Annotated in this window: 33 protein-coding genes; 2 read left to right on the top strand and 31 right to left on the bottom strand. The window is 66.3% G+C overall.

The genetic code is table 11. The features are described 5' to 3' along the window. Positions 1-129: 129 nt before the first annotated feature. The 27 genes from WBL06_RS13760 to WBL06_RS13630 form a co-directional block, all read right to left on the bottom strand. Positions 130-717, bottom strand: a complete 588-nt coding sequence (locus tag WBL06_RS13760; protein WP_424456988.1) for an adenylate kinase — start codon at positions 715-717, stop codon at positions 130-132. Next, entirely contained in the window at positions 714-2,039 is a 1,326-nt protein-coding gene (gene secY / locus WBL06_RS13755; protein ID WP_424456987.1) for a preprotein translocase subunit SecY, read from the bottom strand. Before secY ends, WBL06_RS13760 begins: the two co-directional genes overlap by 4 nt. A gap of 99 nt (positions 2,040-2,138) precedes the next feature. Next, the gene (gene rplO / locus WBL06_RS13750; protein ID WP_424456985.1) at positions 2,139-2,819 is read right to left on the bottom strand and encodes a 50S ribosomal protein L15; all 681 of its coding nucleotides are present in this window, start codon (positions 2,817-2,819) and stop codon (positions 2,139-2,141) included. Beyond that, complete coding sequence (gene rpmD, locus WBL06_RS13745) at positions 2,819-3,004, bottom strand: 50S ribosomal protein L30 (RefSeq protein WP_191283567.1); 186 nt, start codon at positions 3,002-3,004, stop codon at positions 2,819-2,821. Before rpmD ends, rplO begins: the two co-directional genes overlap by 1 nt. Continuing rightward, on the bottom strand, positions 3,004-3,666 hold the full coding sequence (gene rpsE / locus WBL06_RS13740) for a 30S ribosomal protein S5 (RefSeq protein WP_424457017.1): 663 nt from the start codon (positions 3,664-3,666) through the stop codon (positions 3,004-3,006). The genes rpmD and rpsE overlap by 1 nt, the downstream gene beginning before the upstream one ends. 131 nt (positions 3,667-3,797) lie before the next feature. After that, positions 3,798-4,157: a 50S ribosomal protein L18 gene (gene rplR, locus WBL06_RS13735; protein ID WP_424456983.1), complete on the bottom strand. Its 360-nt coding sequence runs from the start codon at positions 4,155-4,157 to the stop codon at positions 3,798-3,800. Next, the gene (gene rplF / locus WBL06_RS13730) at positions 4,157-4,693 is read right to left on the bottom strand and encodes a 50S ribosomal protein L6 (RefSeq protein WP_424456981.1); all 537 of its coding nucleotides are present in this window, start codon (positions 4,691-4,693) and stop codon (positions 4,157-4,159) included. The genes rplR and rplF overlap by 1 nt, the downstream gene beginning before the upstream one ends. Positions 4,694-4,700: 7 nt before the next feature. Further along, on the bottom strand, positions 4,701-5,102 hold the full coding sequence (gene rpsH, locus WBL06_RS13725; protein ID WP_424456980.1) for a 30S ribosomal protein S8: 402 nt from the start codon (positions 5,100-5,102) through the stop codon (positions 4,701-4,703). Between the two features lie 75 nt (positions 5,103-5,177). Next, the gene (rplE, locus tag WBL06_RS13720) at positions 5,178-5,768 is read right to left on the bottom strand and encodes a 50S ribosomal protein L5 (protein ID WP_424456978.1); all 591 of its coding nucleotides are present in this window, start codon (positions 5,766-5,768) and stop codon (positions 5,178-5,180) included. After that, positions 5,768-6,127: a 50S ribosomal protein L24 gene (gene rplX, locus WBL06_RS13715; protein WP_424456976.1), complete on the bottom strand. Its 360-nt coding sequence runs from the start codon at positions 6,125-6,127 to the stop codon at positions 5,768-5,770. The genes rplE and rplX overlap by 1 nt, the downstream gene beginning before the upstream one ends. 3 nt (positions 6,128-6,130) lie before the next feature. After that, positions 6,131-6,499 carry a 50S ribosomal protein L14 gene (gene rplN, locus WBL06_RS13710; RefSeq protein WP_424456974.1) on the bottom strand — a complete coding sequence of 123 codons (369 nt, stop codon included), beginning with the start codon at positions 6,497-6,499 and terminating at the stop codon, positions 6,131-6,133. A gap of 3 nt (positions 6,500-6,502) precedes the next feature. Next, on the bottom strand, positions 6,503-6,859 hold the full coding sequence (gene rpsQ / locus WBL06_RS13705) for a 30S ribosomal protein S17 (protein ID WP_424456972.1): 357 nt from the start codon (positions 6,857-6,859) through the stop codon (positions 6,503-6,505). Further along, positions 6,859-7,188, bottom strand: a complete 330-nt coding sequence (rpmC, locus tag WBL06_RS13700) for a 50S ribosomal protein L29 (RefSeq protein WP_424456970.1) — start codon at positions 7,186-7,188, stop codon at positions 6,859-6,861. The genes rpsQ and rpmC overlap by 1 nt, the downstream gene beginning before the upstream one ends. Next, positions 7,188-7,607 (bottom strand): 50S ribosomal protein L16, encoded by a 420-nt coding sequence (gene rplP, locus WBL06_RS13695; protein WP_424456968.1) that lies wholly within the window; start codon positions 7,605-7,607, stop codon positions 7,188-7,190. Before rplP ends, rpmC begins: the two co-directional genes overlap by 1 nt. Before the next feature lie 2 nt (positions 7,608-7,609). Continuing rightward, a complete protein-coding gene (gene rpsC / locus WBL06_RS13690; RefSeq protein WP_424456966.1) occupies positions 7,610-8,380 on the bottom strand; it encodes a 30S ribosomal protein S3 in 771 nt (256 codons plus the stop codon). Next, positions 8,380-8,802 carry a 50S ribosomal protein L22 gene (gene rplV, locus WBL06_RS13685; protein ID WP_424456965.1) on the bottom strand — a complete coding sequence of 141 codons (423 nt, stop codon included), beginning with the start codon at positions 8,800-8,802 and terminating at the stop codon, positions 8,380-8,382. Before rplV ends, rpsC begins: the two co-directional genes overlap by 1 nt. Continuing rightward, positions 8,802-9,083, bottom strand: coding sequence for a 30S ribosomal protein S19 (gene rpsS / locus WBL06_RS13680; RefSeq protein ID WP_130283793.1), 282 nt, complete (start codon positions 9,081-9,083; stop codon positions 8,802-8,804). The genes rplV and rpsS overlap by 1 nt, the downstream gene beginning before the upstream one ends. A gap of 6 nt (positions 9,084-9,089) precedes the next feature. Continuing rightward, the gene (gene rplB / locus WBL06_RS13675; protein ID WP_424456963.1) at positions 9,090-9,932 is read right to left on the bottom strand and encodes a 50S ribosomal protein L2; all 843 of its coding nucleotides are present in this window, start codon (positions 9,930-9,932) and stop codon (positions 9,090-9,092) included. An 18-nt stretch (positions 9,933-9,950) separates the two neighbouring features. Continuing rightward, a complete protein-coding gene (rplW, locus tag WBL06_RS13670) occupies positions 9,951-10,250 on the bottom strand; it encodes a 50S ribosomal protein L23 (RefSeq protein ID WP_424456961.1) in 300 nt (99 codons plus the stop codon). After that, a complete protein-coding gene (gene rplD, locus WBL06_RS13665) occupies positions 10,247-10,918 on the bottom strand; it encodes a 50S ribosomal protein L4 (RefSeq protein WP_424456959.1) in 672 nt (223 codons plus the stop codon). Before rplD ends, rplW begins: the two co-directional genes overlap by 4 nt. Positions 10,919-10,920: 2 nt before the next feature. After that, on the bottom strand, positions 10,921-11,568 hold the full coding sequence (rplC, locus tag WBL06_RS13660) for a 50S ribosomal protein L3 (protein WP_424456957.1): 648 nt from the start codon (positions 11,566-11,568) through the stop codon (positions 10,921-10,923). Positions 11,569-11,608: 40 nt separating this feature from the next. Continuing rightward, entirely contained in the window at positions 11,609-11,917 is a 309-nt protein-coding gene (gene rpsJ / locus WBL06_RS13655) for a 30S ribosomal protein S10 (protein WP_309710524.1), read from the bottom strand. 371 nt (positions 11,918-12,288) lie between these two features. Continuing rightward, positions 12,289-13,236 (bottom strand): hypothetical protein, encoded by a 948-nt coding sequence (locus WBL06_RS13650; RefSeq protein ID WP_424456955.1) that lies wholly within the window; start codon positions 13,234-13,236, stop codon positions 12,289-12,291. A gap of 168 nt (positions 13,237-13,404) precedes the next feature. Continuing rightward, the gene (locus WBL06_RS13645) at positions 13,405-13,845 is read right to left on the bottom strand and encodes a hypothetical protein (protein WP_424456953.1); all 441 of its coding nucleotides are present in this window, start codon (positions 13,843-13,845) and stop codon (positions 13,405-13,407) included. A gap of 48 nt (positions 13,846-13,893) precedes the next feature. Further along, positions 13,894-14,157: a hypothetical protein gene (locus WBL06_RS13640; protein ID WP_424456952.1), complete on the bottom strand. Its 264-nt coding sequence runs from the start codon at positions 14,155-14,157 to the stop codon at positions 13,894-13,896. A gap of 39 nt (positions 14,158-14,196) precedes the next feature. Then, positions 14,197-15,168: a DNA topoisomerase IB gene (locus WBL06_RS13635; protein WP_424456950.1), complete on the bottom strand. Its 972-nt coding sequence runs from the start codon at positions 15,166-15,168 to the stop codon at positions 14,197-14,199. A 9-nt stretch (positions 15,169-15,177) separates the two neighbouring features. Continuing rightward, positions 15,178-15,615 (bottom strand): hypothetical protein, encoded by a 438-nt coding sequence (locus WBL06_RS13630; protein ID WP_424456948.1) that lies wholly within the window; start codon positions 15,613-15,615, stop codon positions 15,178-15,180. Positions 15,616-15,764: 149 nt separating this feature from the next. On the opposite strand from WBL06_RS13630, the gene WBL06_RS13625 reads away from it, so the two are divergent. Then, on the top strand, positions 15,765-16,028 hold the full coding sequence (locus WBL06_RS13625) for a type II toxin-antitoxin system prevent-host-death family antitoxin (protein WP_424456946.1): 264 nt from the start codon (positions 15,765-15,767) through the stop codon (positions 16,026-16,028). Next, on the top strand, positions 16,025-16,285 hold the full coding sequence (locus WBL06_RS13620; RefSeq protein WP_424456944.1) for a type II toxin-antitoxin system RelE family toxin: 261 nt from the start codon (positions 16,025-16,027) through the stop codon (positions 16,283-16,285). The genes WBL06_RS13625 and WBL06_RS13620 overlap by 4 nt, the downstream gene beginning before the upstream one ends. 97 nt (positions 16,286-16,382) lie before the next feature. On the opposite strand, the gene tuf is transcribed toward WBL06_RS13620, so the two are convergent. The 4 genes from tuf to rpsL all read right to left on the bottom strand — a co-directional run bounded on the left by tuf (position 16,383) and on the right by rpsL (position 20,710). After that, on the bottom strand, positions 16,383-17,576 hold the full coding sequence (gene tuf / locus WBL06_RS13615) for an elongation factor Tu (RefSeq protein ID WP_424456942.1): 1,194 nt from the start codon (positions 17,574-17,576) through the stop codon (positions 16,383-16,385). A gap of 59 nt (positions 17,577-17,635) precedes the next feature. Further along, positions 17,636-19,750 carry an elongation factor G gene (gene fusA, locus WBL06_RS13610; protein WP_424456940.1) on the bottom strand — a complete coding sequence of 705 codons (2,115 nt, stop codon included), beginning with the start codon at positions 19,748-19,750 and terminating at the stop codon, positions 17,636-17,638. 118 nt (positions 19,751-19,868) lie between these two features. After that, positions 19,869-20,339, bottom strand: a complete 471-nt coding sequence (rpsG, locus tag WBL06_RS13605; RefSeq protein WP_191283592.1) for a 30S ribosomal protein S7 — start codon at positions 20,337-20,339, stop codon at positions 19,869-19,871. Next, on the bottom strand, positions 20,339-20,710 hold the full coding sequence (gene rpsL, locus WBL06_RS13600; protein ID WP_191283593.1) for a 30S ribosomal protein S12: 372 nt from the start codon (positions 20,708-20,710) through the stop codon (positions 20,339-20,341). Before rpsL ends, rpsG begins: the two co-directional genes overlap by 1 nt. Between the last annotated feature and the right edge of the window lie 332 nt (positions 20,711-21,042).

The following is a 21,042-nucleotide window of genomic DNA, read 5'->3' as shown; positions in this document are numbered from 1 at the left end:
TTCGCAAAGTGCGGCGCAACCCGGTCTGAACGTGCCCAGTGCACTGATTTGCGTCGAGGGCGCGGGATCACCCAATAGCGCTCGACGCAAATCGATGCAGTCGGCGACCCAACAGGCCTGCGGGGCGGGTTAAGCGGCGACTTCGAGGCCGCGGGCGGCGAGGGCTTCGAAGATGCGCTCGGTGACGTCGTCGATCGCACCGAGGCCGTCGATCTCGACGAGCAGACCCTGCTCGCGGAAGAGCTCGATGAGCGGCGCCGTCTCGCGCAGGTAGACCTCCTGGCGGTGGCGGATCGCCTCCTCCGAATCGTCGACCCGGCCCATCTCGATGGCACGCTGACGCAAGCGCCGCACGATCTCGTCCTGGTCGGCGACGAGCCGGATGACGGCGTCGAGTGCGTGACCGTGCGACGACAGCAGCTCGGTGAGGTAACGCACCTGGTCGGTCGTGCGGGGGTAGCCGTCGAGCAGGAAGCCGCCGGCGGCATCCGCTTCATTGAGCCGGTCGGTGACGAGCGCGTTGGTGAGCGAGTCGGGCACGTAGTCGCCGGCATCCACGATCGCCTTGACCTGGGTGCCGAGTTCGGTGCCCTCGGCGATGTTCTTGCGGAAGATGTCGCCCGTTGAGATCGTCGGGATGCCGAAGTGCTCCGCGATGCGCGCCGCCTGGGTTCCCTTCCCGGCTCCGGGGGGCCCCACGATCAGCAGGCGCGTCATCGCAGGAGGCCTTCGTAATGCCGCTGCTGCAGCTGCGAGTCGATCTGCTTCACCGTCTCGAGGCCGACGCCGACCATGATCAGGATGCTGGTGCCGCCGAACGGGAAGTTCTGGTTCGCGTTGATGGCGACCAGGGCGATCAGGGGGATCAGGGCGACGAGGCCGAGGTACAGCGAGCCGGGCAGCGTCACGCGGGTGAGCACGTAGTCGAGGTACTCGGCGGTCGGCCGGCCTGCCCGGATGCCCGGGATGAAGCCGCCGTACTTCTTCATGTTGTCGGCGACCTCTTCGGGGTTGAAGGTGATCGCGACGTAGAAGTACGTGAAGCCGACGATGAGCAGGAAGTACAGCACCATGTACAGCGGGTGACCGCCGTTGGTGAGATTGTTGTTGATCCAGTCGACCCACCACGGGTTGATGCCATCGGTGCCCTGGTTGAACTGCGCGATGAGCGACGGCAGGTACAGCAGCGACGAGGCGAAGATGACCGGCACGACGCCCGCCATGTTGACCTTGATCGGGATGTAGGTGTTGTTGCCGCCGTAGGTTCGACGACCCACCATGCGTTTCGCGTATTGCACCGGGATGCGGCGCTGCGACTGTTCGACGAAGATGACGGCCGCGATGATGCCCAACCCGATCGCGATGACGATGACGAGCACCTCGATGCTCTGCTGCTGCGCGATCTGGGTGAGCGAGCCGGGGAAGGTCGCGGCGATCGAGGTGAAGATGAGCAACGACATGCCGTTGCCGATGCCGCGCTCGGTGATGAGCTCGCCCATCCACATGATGAGGCCGGTGCCGGCGGTCATGGTGATGACCATGAGCAGCATGCCCCAGATGGTCTCGCCGTCCGAGGTGATGAGCGGCAGGTCACACGGGATCAGCTGACCGCTGCGCGCGACGGTGATGAGCGTCGTCGACTGCAGCACGCCGAGCGCGATCGTCAAGTAGCGGGTGTACTGCGTCAGACGCGCCTGGCCCGACTGGCCCTCCTTGTAGAGGGTCTCGAAGTGAGGGATGACGACGCGCAGCAGCTGCACGATGATCGACGCGGTGATGTACGGCATGATGCCGAGCGCGAAGATCGACAGTTGCAGCAGCGCCCCGCCGCTGAACAGGTTGACGAGCGCGTAGAGGCCCGCGGCCCCGTCGGCCGACCCGCTCTGGATCGGCGTGAGGCAGTTCTGCACGACCTCGAAGTCGACGAACGGTGCGGGAATGAACGATCCGAGCCGGAACAGGGCGACGATCGCGAGCGAGAAGCCGATCTTCTTCCGCAGGTCAGGCGTGCGGAAGATTCGTGCGACGGCACTGAACACGACGCCTCCTGGGTTGCAGTAACGGAAAAGTTGAGCCTAACCGGCCCGACGGGCGGCCGCTGTCGAGCGCCGCCCGCATCGGGCTGGTTGAAAGGCGTGCTACTTGACGGAGCCGCCCGCCGCGACGATCTTCTGCTCAGCGGAGCTCGAGACCTTGTCGACGGCGACGTTCAGCTTAACCGCAATCTCGCCGGTGCCGAGCACCTTCACCTTTTCGTTCTTGCGAACCGCACCCTTGGTGACGAGGTCGCCGATGGTGACGTCGCCGCCCTTCGGGTACAGCTCGGCGAGACGCTCGAGGTTGACGACCTGGTACTCCACCCGGAACGGGTTCTTGAAGCCGCGCAGCTTGGGCGCGCGCATGATGGAGTTCAGGTTGCCACCCTCGAGGCCGACGCGCACCTGGTAGCGGGCCTTGGAGCCCTTGGTGCCGCGGCCGGCGGTCTTGCCCTTCGAGCCCTCACCGCGACCCACCCGCGTGCGCTCCTTCTTGGAGCCGGCGGCGGGGCGCAGGTGGTGAGCCTTGAGCACCTGCGGACGCGACGGAGCCGCATCCTTCTTGGGCGCAGCCTTGGCGGCGGATGCCTTCGCAGCAGGCTTCGCGGCGGTGTCGTCCTTCGCGGCGGCAGCAGCCTTGGGGGCAGCAGCCTTCTCAGCGGCAGCCTTCGGGGCGGTATCCTTCTTGGGCGCAGCCTTCTCAGCGGCAGCCTTCGGAGCGGCAGCCTTCGGAGCAGCCGCCTTCGCGGGCGCCTTCTTCTTCGGAGTGGTCTCTTCAGCCATTAGTCAATCTCCTCGACCTTGACGAGGTGCGCGACCGTCTTCACGTAGCCGCGGTTCTGCTTGTCGTCCGGCCGCACGACGACGTCGCCGATGCGCTTCAGTCCGAGGCTGCGCAACGTGTCACGCTGGTTCTGCTTCTCGGAGATCTTGGACTTGATCTGGGTCACCTTGAGCCGGGCGGCCATCAGGCACCTGCCTTCGCGTTGGCGAGGTCTTCGGCCTCGGCGCGCACGAGGCGCTCCGGGGCGACATCCTCGAACGGCAGCCCGCGACGGGCGGCGACGGCACGCGGCTCTTCGAGCTGCTTCAGCGCCGCGACGGTCGCGTGCACGATGTTGATGGTGTTCGACGAGCCGAGCGACTTGCTCAGAACGTCGTGGATGCCGGCGCACTCGAGCACGGCACGCACCGGACCACCGGCGATAACACCGGTACCGGCAGCGGCCGGACGCAACAGCACGACACCGGCAGCGGCCTCGCCCTGCACGGGGTGCGGGATCGTCTTTTGCGAACGCGGGACGCGGAAGAAGTTCTTCTTCGCCTCCTCGACGCCCTTGCTGATCGCGAGCGGCACCTCACGGGCCTTGCCGTAGCCGACGCCGACCATGCCGTTGCCGTCACCGACGACGACGAGCGCGGTGAAGCTGAAGCGACGACCGCCCTTGACGACCTTCGAGACGCGGTTGATCGTCACGACACGCTCGAGGAACTGGCTGTCGCCACGGTCCCGCGAGTTGCGGTCGTTACGGGGCTGACGCTCGCGCGACCCGCGACGGGCCTCGCGCTCGTTGGTGCTCGGCGCGGTGCCGGCGGCGGTCTCGACGACCTGGCCCTCCGGCGCCTCCAGCGCGGCGCCCCCGGCGACGGAGGCGACCGTCTCGGTGCTTTCCGAAGCCGTCTCGACCTCGGTGGCCTCAACCGCTGCAGTTTCGACCTCAGCGGTCTCGACCTCGGTCGCATCCTTGTTCGTTGCGTCGCTCACAGGTTCAGCCCTCCTTCACGGGCACCCTCGGCGATCGCGGCGACACGACCGGCGAAGCGGTTTCCGCCGCGGTCGAACACGACGGCGTCCACCCCGGCCTTCTTGGCGCGCTCGGCGAGCAGCTCGCCGACCTTCTTGGCCTTCGCGGTCTTGTCACCGCTGAAAGCGCGCAGGTCTGCTTCGAGCGTCGACGCGAACGCCAACGTGTGGCCCGTGCTGTCGTCGACGAGCTGTACGAAGACGTGGCGGGCCGAACGGTTCACGACCAGGCGCGGACGCGCAGGCGTTCCGACGATGCGCTTGCGCAGTCGGGCGTGCCGACGTGTGCGCTGTGCGGACTTGCTCACGGTAGCCATTACTTTCCACTCTTTCCGGCCTTGCGGCGAACAACCTCGCCGGCGTAACGAACGCCCTTGCCCTTGTAGGGCTCGGGCTTACGCAGCTTGCGGATGTTCGCGGCGACCTCGCCCACGGCCTGCTTGTCGATGCCGCGGACGGTCAGTTTGTTGTTGCCCTCGACCTCGAACGAGATGCCGGCGGGCGGGTCGACGGTGATCGAGTGCGAGTAGCCGAGGGCGAACTCCAGAGAGTTGCCCTTCGCCTGCACCCGGTAACCGGTTCCGACGACCTCGAGGCCCTTGGCATACCCTTGCGTGACGCCGATGATCTGGTTGGCGATGAGGGTGCGCGTCAGGCCGTGCAGCGAGCGCGAAGCGCGCTCGTCGTCGGGACGGGTCACGACGACCTGGCCGTCTTCGAGGGCGACCTCGATCGGCGCGGCGACGTTCAGGCTCAGTTCGCCCTTGGGGCCCTTGACGGCGACGGCACGGCCGTCGATGGTCACGGTGACACCCGCGGGGACCTCGATGGGGAGGCGTCCGATTCGCGACATTAGAGAATCACCACACGTAGGCGAGGACTTCCCCACCCACGCCCTTCTTGGTCGCGCCGCGGTCCGTCAGGAGCCCCGAGGAGGTGGACAGGATGGCGACACCAAGCCCGCCGAGAACGTGCGGGATCTCGTTCGACTTCGCGTAGACGCGCAGGCCGGGCTTCGACACGCGCTTGATGCCGGCGATCGAACGCTCGCGGTTCGGCCCGTACTTCAGGTCGATCGTGAGGGTCTGTCCGACGCGCTCGTTCTTCTCGACCTTCCAGCCGGAGATGTAGCCCTCCTTCTGGAGGATCTCGGCGATGTGGGTCTTGAGCTTGCTGCTCGGCATCGAGACCTCGTCGTGGTACGCGCGGTTGGCGTTACGCAGACGGGTCAGCATGTCGGCCACAGGGTCCGTCATGGTCATGGGTGTTCGTTCCTTATCTCAATCGGTTTCGCGCCCGGGTCCACCCCGACGCGACCTTGCTTGATCGTTGGCGCTTTACGCCTGGGTGTCGGCGGCCTTGAACGGGAAGCCGAGCTGGCGCAGGAACGCCCGCCCTTCGTCGTCGTTCTTGGCCGTCGTCACCACGGTGATGTCGAATCCGCGGACGCGGTCGATCTGGTCTTGGTTGATCTCGTGGAAGATGCTCTGCTCCTGCACGCCGAACGTGTAGTTGCCGTTGCCATCGAACTGCTTGTCCGACAGTCCACGGAAGTCACGGATGCGGGGCAGGGCGAGCGTCACCAGGCGGTCGACGAACTCCCACGCGCGGTCGCCCCGCAGGGTGACGTGCGCGCCGATCGGCATGCCCTCGCGCAGCTTGAACTGCGCGATCGACTTGCGGGCCTTCGTGACCTGCGGCTTCTGACCGGTGATCAGGGTGAGGTCCTTGATCGCGCCGTCGATGACCTTCGAGTCGCGAGCCGCCTCACCGACACCGGTGTTGACGACGACCTTGACCAGACGCGGCACCTGGTGCGGGTTGGTGAACCCGAACTCTTCGGTGAGCGCTTTGGTGATCTCGGCACGGTAGCGCTGCTTCAGGCGCGGCTGAGCCTTTTCGACCTTCGCAGCTGTTGCGGTAGCCATTAGAGCTTCTCTCCGGACTTCTTCGCGTAACGGACGCGAACCTTCTTCTTGACGCCGTCCTTCTCGACGACCTCCTCGCGGAAGCCCACGCGGGTGGGCTTCTTCGACTTGGGGTCGACGATGGCGACGTTCGAGATGTGGATCGGGGCCTCGTGGGTCTCGATGCCACCGGTCTTGGTGCCGCGCTGGGTCTGGCCGACCTTGACGTGCTTCGTGACGAAGTTGATGCCTTCGACGATGACCTTGTCGCGCTCGACGAGCACCTCGATGACCTTGCCCTGCTTGCCGCGGTCTCCGCCGCGGGCCTGAGTCGGTCCCGAGATGACCTGCACGAGGTCACCCTTCTTGATGTTCGCCATGGGTTACAGCACCTCCGGTGCCAGCGAGATGATCTTCATGAATTTCTTGTCGCGCAGCTCGCGGCCCACCGGGCCGAAGATGCGGGTGCCGCGCGGGTCGCCGTCGTTCTTGAGGATGACGGCGGCGTTCTCGTCGAACTTGATGTACGAGCCGTCGGCGCGACGGGTGGACTTGATCGTGCGAACGATGACCGCCTTGACGACGTCACCCTTCTTCACGTTGCCGCCCGGGATGGCGTCCTTGACGGTCGCGACAACCTGGTCGCCCAGCCCGGCGTAGCGGCGGCCGGAGCCACCGAGCACCCGGATGACGAGCAGCTCTTTGGCGCCCGTGTTGTCCGCGACCTTGACGCGGGATTCCTGCTGAAGCATGGGTTACTTCGCCTTCTCTGCGATCTCGACGAGACGCCAGCGCTTCGTTGCCGAGAGCGGGCGGGTCTCTGCGATCACGACGAGGTCGCCGATGCCGGCGGTGTTCTGCTCGTCGTGCGCCTTGACCTTGGAGGTGCGACGGATGACCTTGCCGTAGAGCGGGTGCTTGACCCGGTCTTCGACCTCGACGGTGATCGTCTTGTCCATCTTGTCGCTCGTCACGTAGCCGCGACGCAGCTTGCGGTAGCCACGGGCGTTCTCGTCGCGCACGTCGTGCGCGGCGGACTCGTGTCCGGCATCTGCCTTCGGGGCGGCGGTCTTCGCGGGCTTCTTGGGCGCCGCAGCCTTGACCTCAGCCATCAGTTCTTCTCCTCGGGAGCGACATCGGTGGACTCGGCCTCAGCCGCATCCGCCTTCTTCGCCGTTGTCTTCTTGGCAGCCTTCACCGGCACCTCGAGCGGGGCGGGCGTGGCACGGATGCCGAGCTCGCGCTCACGGATGACGGTGTAGATGCGGGCGATGTCGCGCTTCACGGCGCGCAGGCGACCGTGGCTCTCGAGCTGACCGGTGGCCGACTGGAAGCGCAGGTTGAACAGCTCTTCCTTGGCCTTCTTCAGCTCGTCGAGCAGGCGATCATTCTCGAACGTGTCGAGCTCGGTGGGGGCAAGTTCCTTGGATCCTACGGACATCAGGCGTCCCCTTCCTCGCGCTTGATGATGCGAGCCTTCAGTGGCAGTTTGTGGATCGCGCGGATGAGCGCCTCCCGAGCGAGTTCCTCGGGGACGCCGGCGACCTCGAACAGCACGCGGCCCGGCTTGACGTTGGCGATCCACCACTCCGGCGAACCCTTTCCGGAACCCATGCGGGTTTCGGCGGGCTTCTTCGTCAGTGGGCGGTCGGGGTAGATGTTGATCCACACCTTTCCCCCACGCTTGATGTGCCGGGTCATGGCGATACGCGCCGACTCGATCTGGCGGTTGGTCACGTACGCCGGCGTGATGGCCTGGATGCCGAACTCGCCGAAGCTGACCTTGGTACCACCGGTGGCAGCGCCCGAACGTCCGGGGTGGTGCTGCTTGCGGTGCTTGACCTTACGGGGAATGAGCATGATTACGCCTCGGCTCCTGCCGCCGCGGGCGCGTCGCTGCGGGGGCCACGCGGCCCGCCGCCGCGGGGACCGCGGTCGTCACGTCGCTCAGGACGGGTCGACTTCTGCGACGCCTGTTCACGAGCGAGTTCTTTGTTGGTGATGTCGCCCTTGTAGATCCAGACCTTCACGCCGATGCGGCCGAACGTCGTGCGGGCCTCGTAGAAGCCGTAGTCGATGTTCGCGCGGAGCGTGTGCAGGGGCACGCGGCCCTCGCGGTAGAACTCGGAGCGGGACATCTCCGCGCCGCCGAGGCGACCGGAGACCTGGATGCGAACGCCCTTGGCGCCGGCACGCTGCGCGCCCTGCAGGCCCTTGCGCATGGCGCGACGGAACGCGACACGAGCGGAGAGCTGCTCGGCGATGCCCTGAGCGACCAGCTGAGCCTCGGCCTCGGGGTTCTTCACCTCGAGGATGTTCAGCTGGATCTGCTTCTTGGTGAGCTTCTCGAGGTCGGAGCGGATGCGCTCGGCCTCGGCACCACGGCGGCCGATGACGATGCCCGGGCGCGCCGTGTGGATGTCCACGCGGACACGGTCACGGGTGCGCTCGATCTCGATCTTCGCCACACCGGCGCGGTCGAGGCTCGTCTTCAGCAGCTGACGGATCTTGACGTCTTCCGTCACGTAATCGGAGTAGCGCTGACCCGGCTTGGTCGAGTCGGCGAACCACCGCGACACGTGGTCGGTGGTGATGCCCAGGCGGAAGCCGTAGGGGTTGACCTTCTGGCCCATTACTTCGCCCCTTCCTTCTTCGCGGGCTTGACAGCGCCCTTGGTCTTCGAGGGGGCAGCCGCGACGAACTCGTCGGGCGTGGCCACCTCGATGGTGATGTGGCTGGTGCGCTTCATGATCTTGAACGCGCGACCCTGCGCCCGCGGACGGAAACGCTTGAGCGTCGTGCCCTCGTCGACGTAGGCCCGCACGATCACGAGGTCTTGTTCGTCGAGGAACGAGTTCGAGGCGTCGGCCTTGACCCGGGCGTTCGCCATCGCCGAGGCGACCAGCTTGTACACCGGCTCGCTCGCCGACTGCGGGGCGAACTTGAGGATCGCGAGGGCTTCGGCAGCCTGCTTGCCGCGGACGATGTCCACGATGCGGCGGGCTTTCTGCGGCGTGACGCGGATGTGCTTCACGCGAGCGATAGCGGTAACCATCAGCGACGCCGTCCCTTCTTGTCGTCCTTCTCGTGTCCACGGAACGTACGCGTGGGCGCGAACTCGCCGAGCTTGTGCCCGACCATGGTCTCCGTCACGAAGACGGGGATGTGCTTGCGACCGTCGTGCACCGCGATGGTGTGACCCAGCATCGCGGGGATGATCATCGAGCGACGCGACCAGGTCTTGATCACGTTCTTGCTGTTGGCCTCGTTCTGCGTGACGACCTTGCGGAGCAGGTGGTCATCGACGAAGGGGCCCTTCTTAAGGCTGCGCGGCATCCTGGTTTATCCCTTGCGCTTCTTGCCGACGGTACGACGGCGGACGATGAGCTTGTCGCTGGGAAGGTCGCGCTTACGCGTGCGGCCTTCCTTCTTGCCCCAGGGGCTGACGGGGTGACGTCCACCGGACGTCTTGCCCTCGCCACCACCGTGGGGGTGGTCGATCGGGTTCATGGCGACACCACGCACGGTCGGGCGGACGCCCTTCCAGCGCATGCGGCCGGCCTTGCCCCAGTTGATGTTCGACTGCTCGGCGTTGCCGACCTCGCCGATCGTGGCGCGGCAGCGCACGTCGACGTTGCGGATCTCGCCCGAGGGCAGACGCAGTTGCGCGTAGGGGCCGTCCTTGGCGACGAGACGAACCGACGATCCGGCCGAGCGGGCCATCTTGGCACCGCCCCCGGGACGCAGCTCGATCGCGTGGATGACGGTACCCACGGGGATGTTCTTCAGCGGCAGGTTGTTGCCGGGCTTGATGTCGGCAGCAGGACCCGACTCGATGATGTCGCCCTGGTTGAGCTTCGCTGGCGCGAGGATGTAACGCTTCGTGCCGTCCACGTAGTGCAGCAGCGCGAGGCGCGCCGTGCGGTTCGGGTCGTACTCGATGTGCGCGACCTTGGCGTTGACGCCGTCCTTGTCGTTGCGCTTGAAGTCGATGAGGCGGTACTGACGCTTGTGACCACCACCGATGTGGCGGGTCGTGATGCGCCCCTGGTTGTTGCGCCCACCGGTCTTCGGCAGCGGCTTCAGCAGCGACTTCTCCGGCGTCGATCGGGTGATCTCGGCGAAGTCGGCGACGCTGGAACCGCGGCGACCCGGGGTCGTCGGCTTGTATTTGCGAATGGCCATGATGTTCTCCTGTAGCCCTTAGCCGACAGCCGTGAAGATGTCGATGGAGCCGGACTTGAGCGTGACGATCGCGCGCTTGGTGTCCTTGCGCTTACCGGTGCCGAACCGCGTGCGGCGGTTCTTGCCGGTGCGGTTGAGGGTGTTGACGCTGGCCACCTTGACGCCGAAGATCTTCTCGACCGCGAGCTTGATCTCGGTCTTGTTCGATCGCGGGTCGACGACGAAGGTGTACTTGCCGTTGTCGATCAGCCCGTAGGACTTCTCGCTGACGACCGGCGACAGGATGATGTCGCGCGGGTCCTTGTTGTAGCCGCTCATTCGCCGGCCTCCTCGGTGTTGGTCGCCTGGGTCTTCGCGGCCACGAACGACTCGTAGGCGGCCTTCGTGAAGACGATGTCGTCGGAGACGACGACGTCGTAGGCGTTGAGCTGGTCGGCGTAGAGCACGTGCAGATCCTTGAGGTTGCGCACGCTCTTCTCGGCGGCCTCGTCGCCGCGCTCCAACACGACGAGCACGTTGCGGGTCACGCCGTGACCGCCGTTGAGGCTGGCGAGCAGTTCTGAAGCGGCCTTGGTCGACGGCGCGCCGTTGACCGTGCCGAAGCCGTCGACGATGTGCAGACGCTCACCGCGGGCCCGGTCGGAGATCACGCCGAGCAGCGCTGCGGCGATCATCTTCTTGGGGGTGCGCTGGGCGTAGCTGCGCGGAACCGGTCCATGCACGATGCCACCACCGCGGTGCTGCGGCATGCGGATCGAGCCCTGACGGGCGCGACCCGTGCCCTTCTGCTTGAACGGCTTGGCGCCGGAGCCCGAGACCTCGCCGCGACCCTTGGTCTTGTGCGTGCCCTGGCGGGCGGCAGCGAGCTGCGCGGTCACCACCTGGTGGATGAGCGGCACGTTGGTCTGAACGTCGAAGACGCTCGCGGGAAGTTCGACCGAACCGGCCTTCTTGCCCTTGGCGTCGAGCACGTCGAGAGAAGTCATGATCAGCCCTTCACCGCGTTGCGGACGAAAACGATGCGGCCGCGAGCGCCGGGAACGGCGCCCTTGACCAGCAGGAGGCCCTTTTCGGCATCCACCGAATGCACCTTGAGGCCCTGCACGGTAACGCGCTCGCCACCCATGCGCCCCGCCATCCGCATGCCCTTGAACACGCGGCTCGGGGTCGACGACGCGCCGATCGAGCCGGGCTTGCGGTGGTTGCGGTGCGAACCGTGGCTCGCCGAGACGCCCTTGAAGTTGTGGCGCTTCATGACACCGGCGAAGCCCTTGCCCTTGGAGGTGCCGACGACGTCCACCAGCTGGCCGGGCTCGAAGATCTCGACGGTGAGCTCCTGGCCGAGCTCGTACGAGTCGGCGTCGGGGGTGCGCACCTCGGTGAGGTGACGGCGCGGCGTGACGCCCGCCTTCTCGAAGTGCCCGGCCGCCGGCTTGTTCACCTTGCGGGGGTCGATCTGGCCGTACGCGATCTGAACGGCTGCGTAGCCGTCCTTCTCGACGTTGCGCACCTGGGTGACGACGTTCGGGGAGATCGAAACGACGGTGACGGGAACGAGCTTGTTGTTCTCGTCCCAGACCTGAGTCATGCCGAGCTTGGTGCCCAGCAGACCCTTCGTGGTCGCGGTTGCAGTCATGGGTGTGTTCCTTCAGGGTCTTGAGCAGGCGCGAGCCGGCTCAGGCCTTGATCTCGAGGTTGACGTCGGCGGGCAGGTCGAGGCGCATGAGCGAGTCGACCACCTTCGGGGTCGGGTCGATGATGTCGATGAGACGCTTGTGGGTGCGCTTCTCGAAGTGCTCGCGGGAGTCCTTGTACTTGTGGGGCGAACGGATCACGACGACCACGTTCTTCTCCGTCGGGAGCGGCACCGGGCCGACCACGGTGGCGCCTGCGCGCTGCACCGCATCGACGATCTTGCGCGCCGAGGCGTCGAGACCGGCGTGGTCGTAGGACTTCAGCCGGATGCGGATCTTCTGGGCCGCCATAGGTTTCTCTTCTCTCCTGAGTACATGCGGCATCCTGCTCGGATTCCGCACCCGCGAACCGTGTGATCCGCGCACCGCTGTTCTTCTGTCAATCCGGTCCTGTTTCGGCGCGCACGCGCGCAGATAGGTCAGGATTCGAGTTGAAGCTTTGTGTGTTCTGCCGCTCGCGGCCCAGGGAGAGGGCGAAGCCCGATTCCCCTGTGCACTGCCAGAGCGGTGACCCGCAGCGCTTGCGCGCGCAGGATGTTGAACCACATGAGTTTGCCACACTCCGGGAGGTCGTGCAACCCGGGCGTGTCGCGGCTGCTTTCGGGCTCTTGAGCGGGGTGATCTAGCCGCCGAGTGCATCGATTTGCGTCGAACGCGCGAGTTCACCCAATTGCGCTCGACGCAAATCTGCGCGTTGGGTAGACGCCGGCGCGGTGAAGTCGGCGCGCAGGCTCGTGGCCACCGAGTGCGTGGTCCCACCCCCAGCGCGCGAAGCCGCGAACGACGGAGCGCAGGATGTCTTCGCGGTCCTTCTCCGCCCACAGTCGAGCCTCCGGCAGCGAGCCGTCGAACCCATCCGGTGCGTACTTCGAGCGACCGTCGGCTTCTCCGATCACATCGGCCTCCTCGAAGTAGAAATCCGTTCGGAACACCCGACCGTCTACCGTGAACTCGACTTGCTGGCGGGGCTGGGGGAAGCCCAAGAGGTGGCATTGGCCCAGGCTCAGCGACTCGAGAGGCGTCTCGGCGAGCCCGGTCGCCACGCCGAGTGCTGCATCCGCTCGTCGAGCTCCGCGAAAGGGCCGCGCTCGTTCCAACCACATCTCCGCCTCGCCGCGTGGAGCTTTGAATGCCGCGCCGAGGACGTAGTCGAGGGCGACGACACCCGCCAGGAACCCCCGTGTAGCAGCGATCTCGAATGCTGTGCGGAGAGGGCTGGTCGCCAGGACATCACCGATCTGAACCACATCCTCGTCGGGCAGATCGAGGCGGTGAGTGGCGACACCGACAAGAGCGGCCCGGCGACGACCGACCTGGTCGACGATATGGGGCCGTTCGGGCCAGGCTCCGAGCACGGGGATGCCGTGGAGAGCCGCCGCGGACTCGGCGCAGAACAGCAACCTCCGCCGTGACGTCTCGCTGACCGCGCGCATTGCGACCAGATGCCGGTCACGGGGAGACAGCGACTGCCACTCAGCGGCGGTCAGGTACGCGCCAGGCCTGACGCGAACGAACTCGCCGACTCGTGCTCCGCGCTCGATGTACTGCGTCGACTCACCCGCCGCGCGCAATCGAGCCGAAAGGATGAGTGACGGGGTAGCCGACGTCATCCGCCCGATGCTGCCCGGTCACCAGCGGCGCGCTCAGCGACTGCGGCAAATCAGTGGGCTCCCTGCACCGGTATCCCCTGTGGAGGACCCCTCGCGGCCCCGACTGCATCGATTTGCATCGAGTGCAATGCCGAAATACCGCGCGCTCGACGCAAATCGAGAGGTGGGCTACGGCTCGAACTCGGTGGCGCGGGGTGTGAAGATCGCGAAGTGGGTGAGGGCGAGGGCGATCACGCCGCCGATGAAGAGTTCGCCCGAAGCGAGGAAGGCGCCGAGCACCGAGACGCCCGCCAGCCCGACGGAGAGGGCGCCGACGAAGACGCCGGCGGCGAGGGTGACGAGGGTGCCGATGACGAGGGCGACGACCAGGGCTCCGACGTTGATCCAGAACTGCGAGCCGCTCCCCCGGCGGTGGCCCGCCGCGTTGGCGAACAACAGGAACAGCAGGAACAGTCCGATCGAGACCGCGCCTCCCGTGAAGAGCGCGAGCCAGGCATCCTCGACGACGGTCGAGATGAGATCGCTGCCGTTGAGGATCATCAGCACGATCGTCGCCAGCACGTAGGCGATCGCGAGGGTGAGCAGAATCGTCACCAGTGTCTTGGCCAATGGCCGCATGTTCTGCTCCCCTCGCTCGTCAGTGATGTGAGATCGCGGTTACATCGCCGCCGACGGCGGAGTGCCCACGGGCTCGTCATCGTCGGTCGCGTCGGCGACCTTCGAAGCGAGGTCGTGCGTCGTGTCCTTCACCTTGTCGGCGACGTCTCCGACGAACTCCTTGGTGTTGTCTACCGCGTCGCCCACGAACTCCTTCGTGTTGTCGACCGCGTCACCCGCGAACTCCTTGGCCTTGTCCACGATGTCGTCGATGCCCATGCCGTCCTCCAGCGCCGGCGAGCCCATCCCGCCCGGCAGAGCCATTCTGTCGGCTTCCGGGGGTGCCCGCGCGACTTTCGCGATTCAGTCGAGCAACAGGTGCCGCAGCTGCGACTCCGCCGACCGCAGCCGGGTCGGGTCGATCGTGTCGCCCTCCTCGTACCGGTCGAGCACGCGAGGGTCGACGTAGCTGCTCTTCGCGACCGTCGGGGTGTTGCCGAGCGCGTCGGCGGCGAGGCGCACCGCCTGCACGATCGCGCGTTTACGAGCGGTCGGAGTCTCACCGGGTCCTGAGCGCGCGAGGCTCACCGCTGCAGTGACGGTGCCGTGCAACGTGCGGAAGTCTTTCGCCGTGAACTCGCCGCCGGTGCGGTCGCGCACGTCGTCGTTGATCTCGGCGGCAGAGAGGGGATGCCAGCCGCCTTCGTCATCGCGCCAGGAGAGCAGTCGCGCCCGGCCCCCGCGACGCTTCAACGTGGCGATGACCCCGGCGAGGACGGAGTCGACGATCTCGGACTCCCACGGCTGCCCGCTCTTCGCGGGAAACGACAGCACTACCCGCGAGCCGTCGATCACCCGCGCGTGCGCACCCAGCAGCGTCGAGAGCCCGTAGCTGCCGTGGGCGTCGGCGTAGCGCTCCGAGCCGACGCGCAGCATCCCGGTGTCGAGCATCCGGAATGCCGCGGCGAGCACACGCTCGCGCGACAGGTCGTCGCGCTTCAGGTCGCGGGTGACGCCTCGACGCGCCGCAGGAAGGACGGCGGCGAGGTCGAGCATCCGGTCGAACTTCAGCCGATCCTTCTGCGCCCGCCAGGCGGGGTGATACAGGTACTGACGGCGACCCGCGTCGTCGACACCGGTCGCCTGCACGTGACCGTTCGCGTAGGGCGCGACCCAGACATCCCGCCAGGCGGGAGGGATGACGAGGGCGACGGCCCGCTCGCGGGTCACCCGATCGACCGGTCGCCCGGACTCGTCGACGAAGGCGAAGCCCCGACCGCCGCGCACCCGGTGAACGCCCGGCCCGCGGAGGTCGCTGCGGCGGAGACGGGACATCCCAACACGCTAGGCGGGCGGGGTGCTTTCGACCGAGGGCTTGACGTCGGCGCGGAACAGACGGCGGATGATGGGGGCAACGACGAAGACGGCGACCAGGAACGCGATCCCGGCTTCGATCGCGAATGGCACCAAGAAGGCGTTCCAGCCACCCTGCACGAGCCCGACGATGAGCACGACGATCGCGTTGATCACGACCCCGACGAGGGCGGCGAGCAGCGTCGCTCCGATCCCCGGGAGCGAGCGCCGACGCACGACGAGCACGATCAACGCGACGAGCCAGAGCGCGAGGCCGACATCCATGAAGAGGAACAGCAGGCGTGCGCCCTCCGCGATCGCCGACGTGAGGTCAGCGGTCAGGAACCACTGCCACACCGTGCCCAGCAACAGGGCGACGACGACGACGAGAAGCACCTCGGCGATGAGCGCGACGATGGCGCGAGACATGGCGACACGTTAGCGCGGCAGCGGGCGCCTTCGCTCCCCAAGGTTTCGCGCGGGACAATCGTGCCCGAAAGGCTCCCGGCGCCGTTTGCGCCCGGAGCACGGACCGTCGAGCCTCGAGCATTTGGCGCGTCACTTGCTACTATGTACACATGGACTCGGTGACGTCAGAGGTAACCACGCGCCAGCTTCGAGCCGAACTAGCGGACGTGATCGGCAAAGCCGGCTACGCGGGTGAGCGCGTCGCGATCACCCGCAACGGCAAGCTCGCGGCAATCGTGATCGGCCCCGACGACCTCGAACTGCTGGAGAGCCTCGAGGAGGCCGAGGATCTGCGCGCGTATCGCGAAGCGAAGGCGGCGGACGACGGCGGACGCGTGAGCCTCGAAGAACTGCGCACCGACCTATCGCGGTGAGTCGCTACTCGGTTGAGTTCACGACCGCGGCAGCACGCCAGATCCGCAAACTGCCGCCCCCAATCCGAGCGAGGATCCTGACGGCCGCAGCGGCGCTCTCCGACGACCCCCGCCCACCGGGCGCCAAGAAGCTGGTCGGCGAGCAGACCGCGTGGCGAATCCGCGTCGGCGACTATCGCGTGCTCGACGACATCGAGGACGAGATCTTGACGATCACGGTTGTCCGCGCCGCCCACAGGCGCGAGGTCTATCGCTGAGCGCCGAACGGGAACGACGAAGGGGCCGGACCTTTCGGCCCGACCCCTTCGATGTGTGGTCTCGACACGCGCTACGCGCTACTCGACCACCGAGAACCTACTTGAGGATCTTCGTGACCTTGCCGGCGCCCACGGTGCGGCCACCCTCACGGATGGCGAAGCCGAGGCCCTCCTCCATGGCGATGGGCTGGATCAGCTCGACCGTCATGTCGGTGGTGTCGCCGGGCATGACCATCTCGGTGCCGTCGGGCAGCGTGATGACGCCGGTGACGTCGGTGGTGCGGAAGTAGAACTGCGGGCGGTAGTTGCCGTAGAACGGGTTGTGACGCCCACCCTCGTCCTTGGAGAGGATGTACGCGGTGCCCTCGAACTGGGTGTGCGGCGTGACCGAACCCGGCTTGACGACGACCTGGCCGCGCTCGACATCTTCGCGCTTGGTGCCGCGGAGCAGCAGACCACAGTTCTCGCCGGCCCAGGCCTCGTCGAGCTGCTTGTGGAACATCTCGATACCCGTGACCGTGGTCTTCTGCGTCGGGCGGATGCCGACGATCTCGACCTCGGAGTTGATGCCGAGGGTGCCGCGCTCGGCGCGACCCGTGACGACGGTTCCACGACCGGTGATCGTGAAGACGTCCTCGATGGGCATCAGGAACGGCTTGTCCTTGTCGCGCACCGGGTCGGGCACGTTGTTGTCGACGGCCTCCATGAGGTCGAGAACGGACTGGGTCCACTTCTCGTCGCCCTCGAGAGCCTTGAGGCCCGAGACGCGAACGACGGGGGCGTTGTCGCCATCGAAGTCCTGGCTCGAGAGCAGCTCGCGCACCTCCAGCTCGACGAGCTCGAGGATCTCCTCGTCGTCGACCATGTCGGCCTTGTTGAGCGCGACGAGCAGGTACGGCACGCCGACCTGCTTGGCGAGCAGCACGTGCTCACGCGTCTGGGCCATCGGGCCGTCGGTCGCCGCGACCACCAGGATCGCGCCGTCCATCTGGGCGGCACCGGTGATCATGTTCTTGATGTAGTCGGCGTGGCCGGGGGCGTCGACGTGCGCGTAGTGGCGCTTCGGCGTCTCGTACTCGACGTGCGAGATGTTGATCGTGATGCCGCGCTGACGCTCTTCCGGAGCCGAGTCGATCGACGCGAAGTCACGGGGGACGTTCACGCTCGACGGGTACTTGTCGGCAAGGACCTTAGAGATCGCTGCGGTGAGCGTGGTCTTGCCGTGGTCGACGTGACCGATCGTTCCGATGTTGACGTGCGGCTTGGTCCGCTCGAACTTGGCCTTGGCCACTTTGGGTCCTCCTCAGGACTGATTTCGGTTTACTACTTTAGGGGTTGTTGGCCGAGCGACTAATCGCCCTTGGCCTTCTGGACGATCTCGTCGGCCACGTTCTTCGGGACTTCGGAGTAGGAGTCGAACGTCATGGAGTACACGGCGCGGCCAGAGGTCTTCGAGCGCAGGTCGCCGACGTATCCGAACATCTCGGACAGCGGGACCTTCGCCGTGACGACCTTGACGCCCGTGGCATCCGTCATCGACTGGATCTGCCCACGACGCGAGTTCAGGTCGCCGATGACGTCGCCCATGTACTCCTCGGGCGTGCGTACCTCGACGGCCATGAGCGGCTCGAGCAGAACGGGGTCGGCCTTGCGCGCGGCCTCTTTGTAGGCCATCGAGCCGGCGATCTTGAACGCCATCTCCGAAGAGTCGACGTCGTGTGAGGCGCCGTCGACGAGGGTCGCCTTGACGCCCACCGTCGGGTAGCCGGCGAGCACGCCGACCTGCATGGCGTCTTGGATGCCGTGGTCGACAGAGCCGATGTACTCGCGCGGAACGCGCCCACCCGTGGTGGCGTTCACGAACTCGTAGTTCGTCTCAGGGGTGACCTCGAGCGGCTCGAGCGTGATCTGCACCTTCGCGAACTGGCCGGATCCACCGGTCTGCTTCTTGTGGGTGTAGTCGTACTTCTCGACCTTGCGGCGCAGGGTTTCGCGGTAGGCGACCTGCGGCTTGCCGACGTTCGCCTCGACGTTGAACTCGCGCTTCATGCGGTCGACCAGGATGTCGAGGTGAAGCTCGCCCATCCCCTTGATGATGGTCTGACCGGTTTCCTGGTTCTGCTCGGTGCGGAACGTGGGGTCTTCTTCGGCGAGCTTCTGGATCGCGACGCCCAGCTTCTCCTGGTCGGCCTTCGTCTTCGGCTCGATCGCGACCTCGATGACGGGCTCGGGGAACGTCATCGACTCGAGGATGACCTGGTTGGTCGGGTCGGAGAGGGTGTCACCGGTGGTGGTGTCCTTCAGGCCGATGACCGCGTAGATGTGGCCGGCGGTGACGCCGTCGACCGGGTTCTCCTTGTTGGCGTGCATCTGGAAGATCTTCCCGATGCGCTCCTTCTTGCCCTTGGTCGAGTTGATGACCTGGGCGCCGGATTCGAGCTTGCCCGAGTAGACGCGGATGTAGGTGAGCCGCCCGAAGAACGGGTGGGTCATGATCTTGAACGCGAGCGCCGAGAACGGCTCGGTCGAGTCAGCGTGCCGCTCGATGACCTTCTCTTCGTCGCGCACGTCGTGGCCCTCGATCGCCGGCATGTCGAGCGGCGACGGGAGGTAGTCGACGACCGCGTCGAGCATCGGCTGCACGCCACGGTTCTTGAACGCGGAGCCGCAGAACACGGGGTAGATCTCGCTCGCGATGGTGAGCTTGCGCACCGCGGCCTTGATCTCCTCGGGGGTGAGGTCTTCGCCACCGAAGTGCTTTTCGAGCAGTGCCTCGTCGGTCTCGGCGACGGTCTCGAGCAGCACCTGGCGGTACTCGTTGGCCTTCTCGACGAGGTCGGCGGGGATCTCTTCGATCTCGTACTTGGCGCCCAGCAGCACGTCGCCCTTGGCGTCGCCGCGCCAGGTGAGGGCGCGCATGTAGACGAGGTCGACGACGCCTTCGAACGACGACTCCGCGCCGATCGGAAGCTGCATGACGAGCGGCTTCGCGCCGAGGCGCTTGATGATGGTCTCGACGGTGAAGTAGAAGTCGGCGCCGAGCTTGTCCATCTTGTTGACGAAGCAGATGCGCGGCACGTCGTACTTGTCGGCCTGACGCCACACCGTCTCGGACTGGGGCTCGACGCCCTCCTTGCCGTCGAAGACGGCGACCGCGCCATCGAGCACGCGCAGGTTGCGCTCCACCTCGACGGTGAAGTCGACGTGCCCGGGGGTGTCGATGATGTTGAGCTGCGTGCCCTCCCAGAAACAGGTGGTCGCGGCGGAGGTGATCGTGATGCCACGCTCCTGCTCCTGCGCCATCCAGTCCATGGTGGCGGCGCCGTCGTGCACTTCACCGATCTTGTGGTTGATGCCCGTGTAGAACAGGATGCGCTCGGTCGTCGTCGTCTTGCCGGCATCGATGTGCGCCATGATGCCGAAGTTGCGGACCTTCTTGAGGTCGGTGAGCACGTCCTGTGCCACGGGGTTTCCTATCTGTGTTTATCGGTGGTCGAGTAGCGGCCGTCAGGCCGCGTGTCGAGACCAGGGTGGGTCTCGACACGCCGCTACGCGGCTACTCGACCACCGAGGAGGTGACTGCTTACCAGCGGTAGTGCGCGAAGGCCTTGTTCGACTCGGCCATCTTGTGGGTGTCTTCACGACGCTTCACCGCGGCACCGAGGCCGTTGCTGGCGTCGAGGATCTCGTTCTGCAGGCGGTCGGTCATCGTCTTTTCGCGACGCGACTTGGCGTACGAGACGAGCCAGCGCAGCGCGAGGGTGTTCGCGCGGTGCGGCTTCACTTCGACCGGCACCTGGTAGGTCGAGCCACCGACGCGGCGGCTCTTGACCTCGAGGGTGGGGCGCACGTTGTCGAGCGCCTTCTTGAGAACGACGACGGCATCCTGACCGGACTTCGTACCGACACCTTCGAGCGCGCCGTAGACGATGCGCTGGGCGAGGTCTTTCTTGCCGTCGAGCAGGATCTTGTTGACGAGCTGGCTGACGATCTGGGCGCTGTACACCGGGTCGGCGACAACGGGGCGCTTGGCCGCGGGTCCCTTACGAGGCATTACTTGGCCGCCTTCGCACCGTAACGGCTACGCGCCTGCTTGCGGTTCTTGACCGCCTGGGTGTCGAGGGCGCCACGCACGATCTTGTAGCGAACGCCGGGCAGGTCTTTCACACGACCGCCACGCACGAGCACCATCGAGTGCTCCTGCAGGTTGTGGCCCTCGCCGGGGATGTAGGCGGTGACCTCGGTGCCGTTGGAGAGCTTGACGCGCGCGACCTTGCGGAGGGCGGAGTTCGGCTTCTTCGGGGTGGTGGTGTACACACGCGTGCACACGCCCCGCTGCTGCGGGTTGGCCTTGAGGGCCGGCGCCTTGGTCTTGACGACCTTCGGCGTGCGGCCCTTGCGGACCAGCTGCTGGATAGTAGGCAAAGCGGATTGCTCCTTATGTACTGCACGGTGACAGTGATGGATGTTCCATCGGGATCCGAACCCCGGTTGCGACTGCTCGCGGGACTTCGATCGGATATGCCGTGGGTCTGCGCGCACGGCTGACCGGAGTCGTTCAGTGCGGGGAGACGTGTGCGAAAGCACACACCCGGTCGAGTGTAGTCGACCGGGTGTGTGCCTGCAATGTGACGACGAGACTCACCTATAGTGCTCGCGTAATGGGGTGCGTGCCTCATTTGGGATCTGCTCGCGAAACGCTGGCCCCGCGTCGAGCGCTGGTGTGTGCTGGCGGGATGGGCTCGTTGTCGATGTCG

The sequence above is a fragment of the Pseudolysinimonas sp. genome (genome assembly GCF_049651805.1).
In the GTDB taxonomy this organism is placed as follows: Bacteria; Actinomycetota; Actinomycetes; order Actinomycetales; family Microbacteriaceae; genus Pseudolysinimonas_A.
This window is presented reverse-complemented; position numbering and strand designations above follow the sequence as displayed.

What these genes read in the sequence shown, in the direction of transcription:
- WBL06_RS13760 (WP_424456988.1), bottom strand. Translation starts at nt 717, where the DNA reads ATGACGCGCCTGCTGATCGTGGGGCCCCCCGGAGCCGGGAAGGGAACC.
- rplO (WP_424456985.1), bottom strand. Translation starts at nt 2,819, where the DNA reads ATGGCTGAAGAGACCACTCCGAAGAAGAAGGCGCCCGCGAAGGCGGCT.
- rpmD (WP_191283567.1), bottom strand. Translation starts at nt 3,004, where the DNA reads ATGGCCGCCCGGCTCAAGGTGACCCAGATCAAGTCCAAGATCTCCGAG.
- rplR (WP_424456983.1), bottom strand. Translation starts at nt 4,157, where the DNA reads ATGGCTACCGTGAGCAAGTCCGCACAGCGCACACGTCGGCACGCCCGA.
- rplF (WP_424456981.1), bottom strand. Translation starts at nt 4,693, where the DNA reads ATGTCGCGAATCGGACGCCTCCCCATCGAGGTCCCCGCGGGTGTCACC.
- rpsH (WP_424456980.1), bottom strand. Translation starts at nt 5,102, where the DNA reads ATGACCATGACGGACCCTGTGGCCGACATGCTGACCCGTCTGCGTAAC.
- rplE (WP_424456978.1), bottom strand. Translation starts at nt 5,768, where the DNA reads ATGGCTACCGCAACAGCTGCGAAGGTCGAAAAGGCTCAGCCGCGCCTG.
- rplX (WP_424456976.1), bottom strand. Translation starts at nt 6,127, where the DNA reads ATGGCGAACATCAAGAAGGGTGACCTCGTGCAGGTCATCTCGGGACCG.
- rplN (WP_424456974.1), bottom strand. Translation starts at nt 6,499, where the DNA reads ATGCTTCAGCAGGAATCCCGCGTCAAGGTCGCGGACAACACGGGCGCC.
- rpsQ (WP_424456972.1), bottom strand. Translation starts at nt 6,859, where the DNA reads ATGGCTGAGGTCAAGGCTGCGGCGCCCAAGAAGCCCGCGAAGACCGCC.
- rpmC (WP_424456970.1), bottom strand. Translation starts at nt 7,188, where the DNA reads ATGTCCGTAGGATCCAAGGAACTTGCCCCCACCGAGCTCGACACGTTC.
- rplP (WP_424456968.1), bottom strand. Translation starts at nt 7,607, where the DNA reads ATGCTCATTCCCCGTAAGGTCAAGCACCGCAAGCAGCACCACCCCGGA.
- rpsC (WP_424456966.1), bottom strand. Translation starts at nt 8,380, where the DNA reads ATGGGCCAGAAGGTCAACCCCTACGGCTTCCGCCTGGGCATCACCACC.
- rplV (WP_424456965.1), bottom strand. Translation starts at nt 8,802, where the DNA reads ATGGTTACCGCTATCGCTCGCGTGAAGCACATCCGCGTCACGCCGCAG.
- rpsS (WP_130283793.1), bottom strand. Translation starts at nt 9,083, where the DNA reads ATGCCGCGCAGCCTTAAGAAGGGCCCCTTCGTCGATGACCACCTGCTC.
- rplB (WP_424456963.1), bottom strand. Translation starts at nt 9,932, where the DNA reads ATGGCCATTCGCAAATACAAGCCGACGACCCCGGGTCGCCGCGGTTCC.
- rplW (WP_424456961.1), bottom strand. Translation starts at nt 10,250, where the DNA reads ATGAGCGGCTACAACAAGGACCCGCGCGACATCATCCTGTCGCCGGTC.
- rplD (WP_424456959.1), bottom strand. Translation starts at nt 10,918, where the DNA reads ATGACTTCTCTCGACGTGCTCGACGCCAAGGGCAAGAAGGCCGGTTCG.
- rplC (WP_424456957.1), bottom strand. Translation starts at nt 11,568, where the DNA reads ATGACTGCAACCGCGACCACGAAGGGTCTGCTGGGCACCAAGCTCGGC.
- rpsJ (WP_309710524.1), bottom strand. Translation starts at nt 11,917, where the DNA reads ATGGCGGCCCAGAAGATCCGCATCCGGCTGAAGTCCTACGACCACGCC.
- WBL06_RS13650 (WP_424456955.1), bottom strand. Translation starts at nt 13,236, where the DNA reads ATGACGTCGGCTACCCCGTCACTCATCCTTTCGGCTCGATTGCGCGCG.
- WBL06_RS13640 (WP_424456952.1), bottom strand. Translation starts at nt 14,157, where the DNA reads ATGGCTCTGCCGGGCGGGATGGGCTCGCCGGCGCTGGAGGACGGCATG.
- WBL06_RS13635 (WP_424456950.1), bottom strand. Translation starts at nt 15,168, where the DNA reads ATGTCCCGTCTCCGCCGCAGCGACCTCCGCGGGCCGGGCGTTCACCGG.
- WBL06_RS13630 (WP_424456948.1), bottom strand. Translation starts at nt 15,615, where the DNA reads ATGTCTCGCGCCATCGTCGCGCTCATCGCCGAGGTGCTTCTCGTCGTC.
- WBL06_RS13625 (WP_424456946.1), top strand. Translation starts at nt 15,765, where the DNA reads ATGGACTCGGTGACGTCAGAGGTAACCACGCGCCAGCTTCGAGCCGAA.
- rpsG (WP_191283592.1), bottom strand. Translation starts at nt 20,339, where the DNA reads ATGCCTCGTAAGGGACCCGCGGCCAAGCGCCCCGTTGTCGCCGACCCG.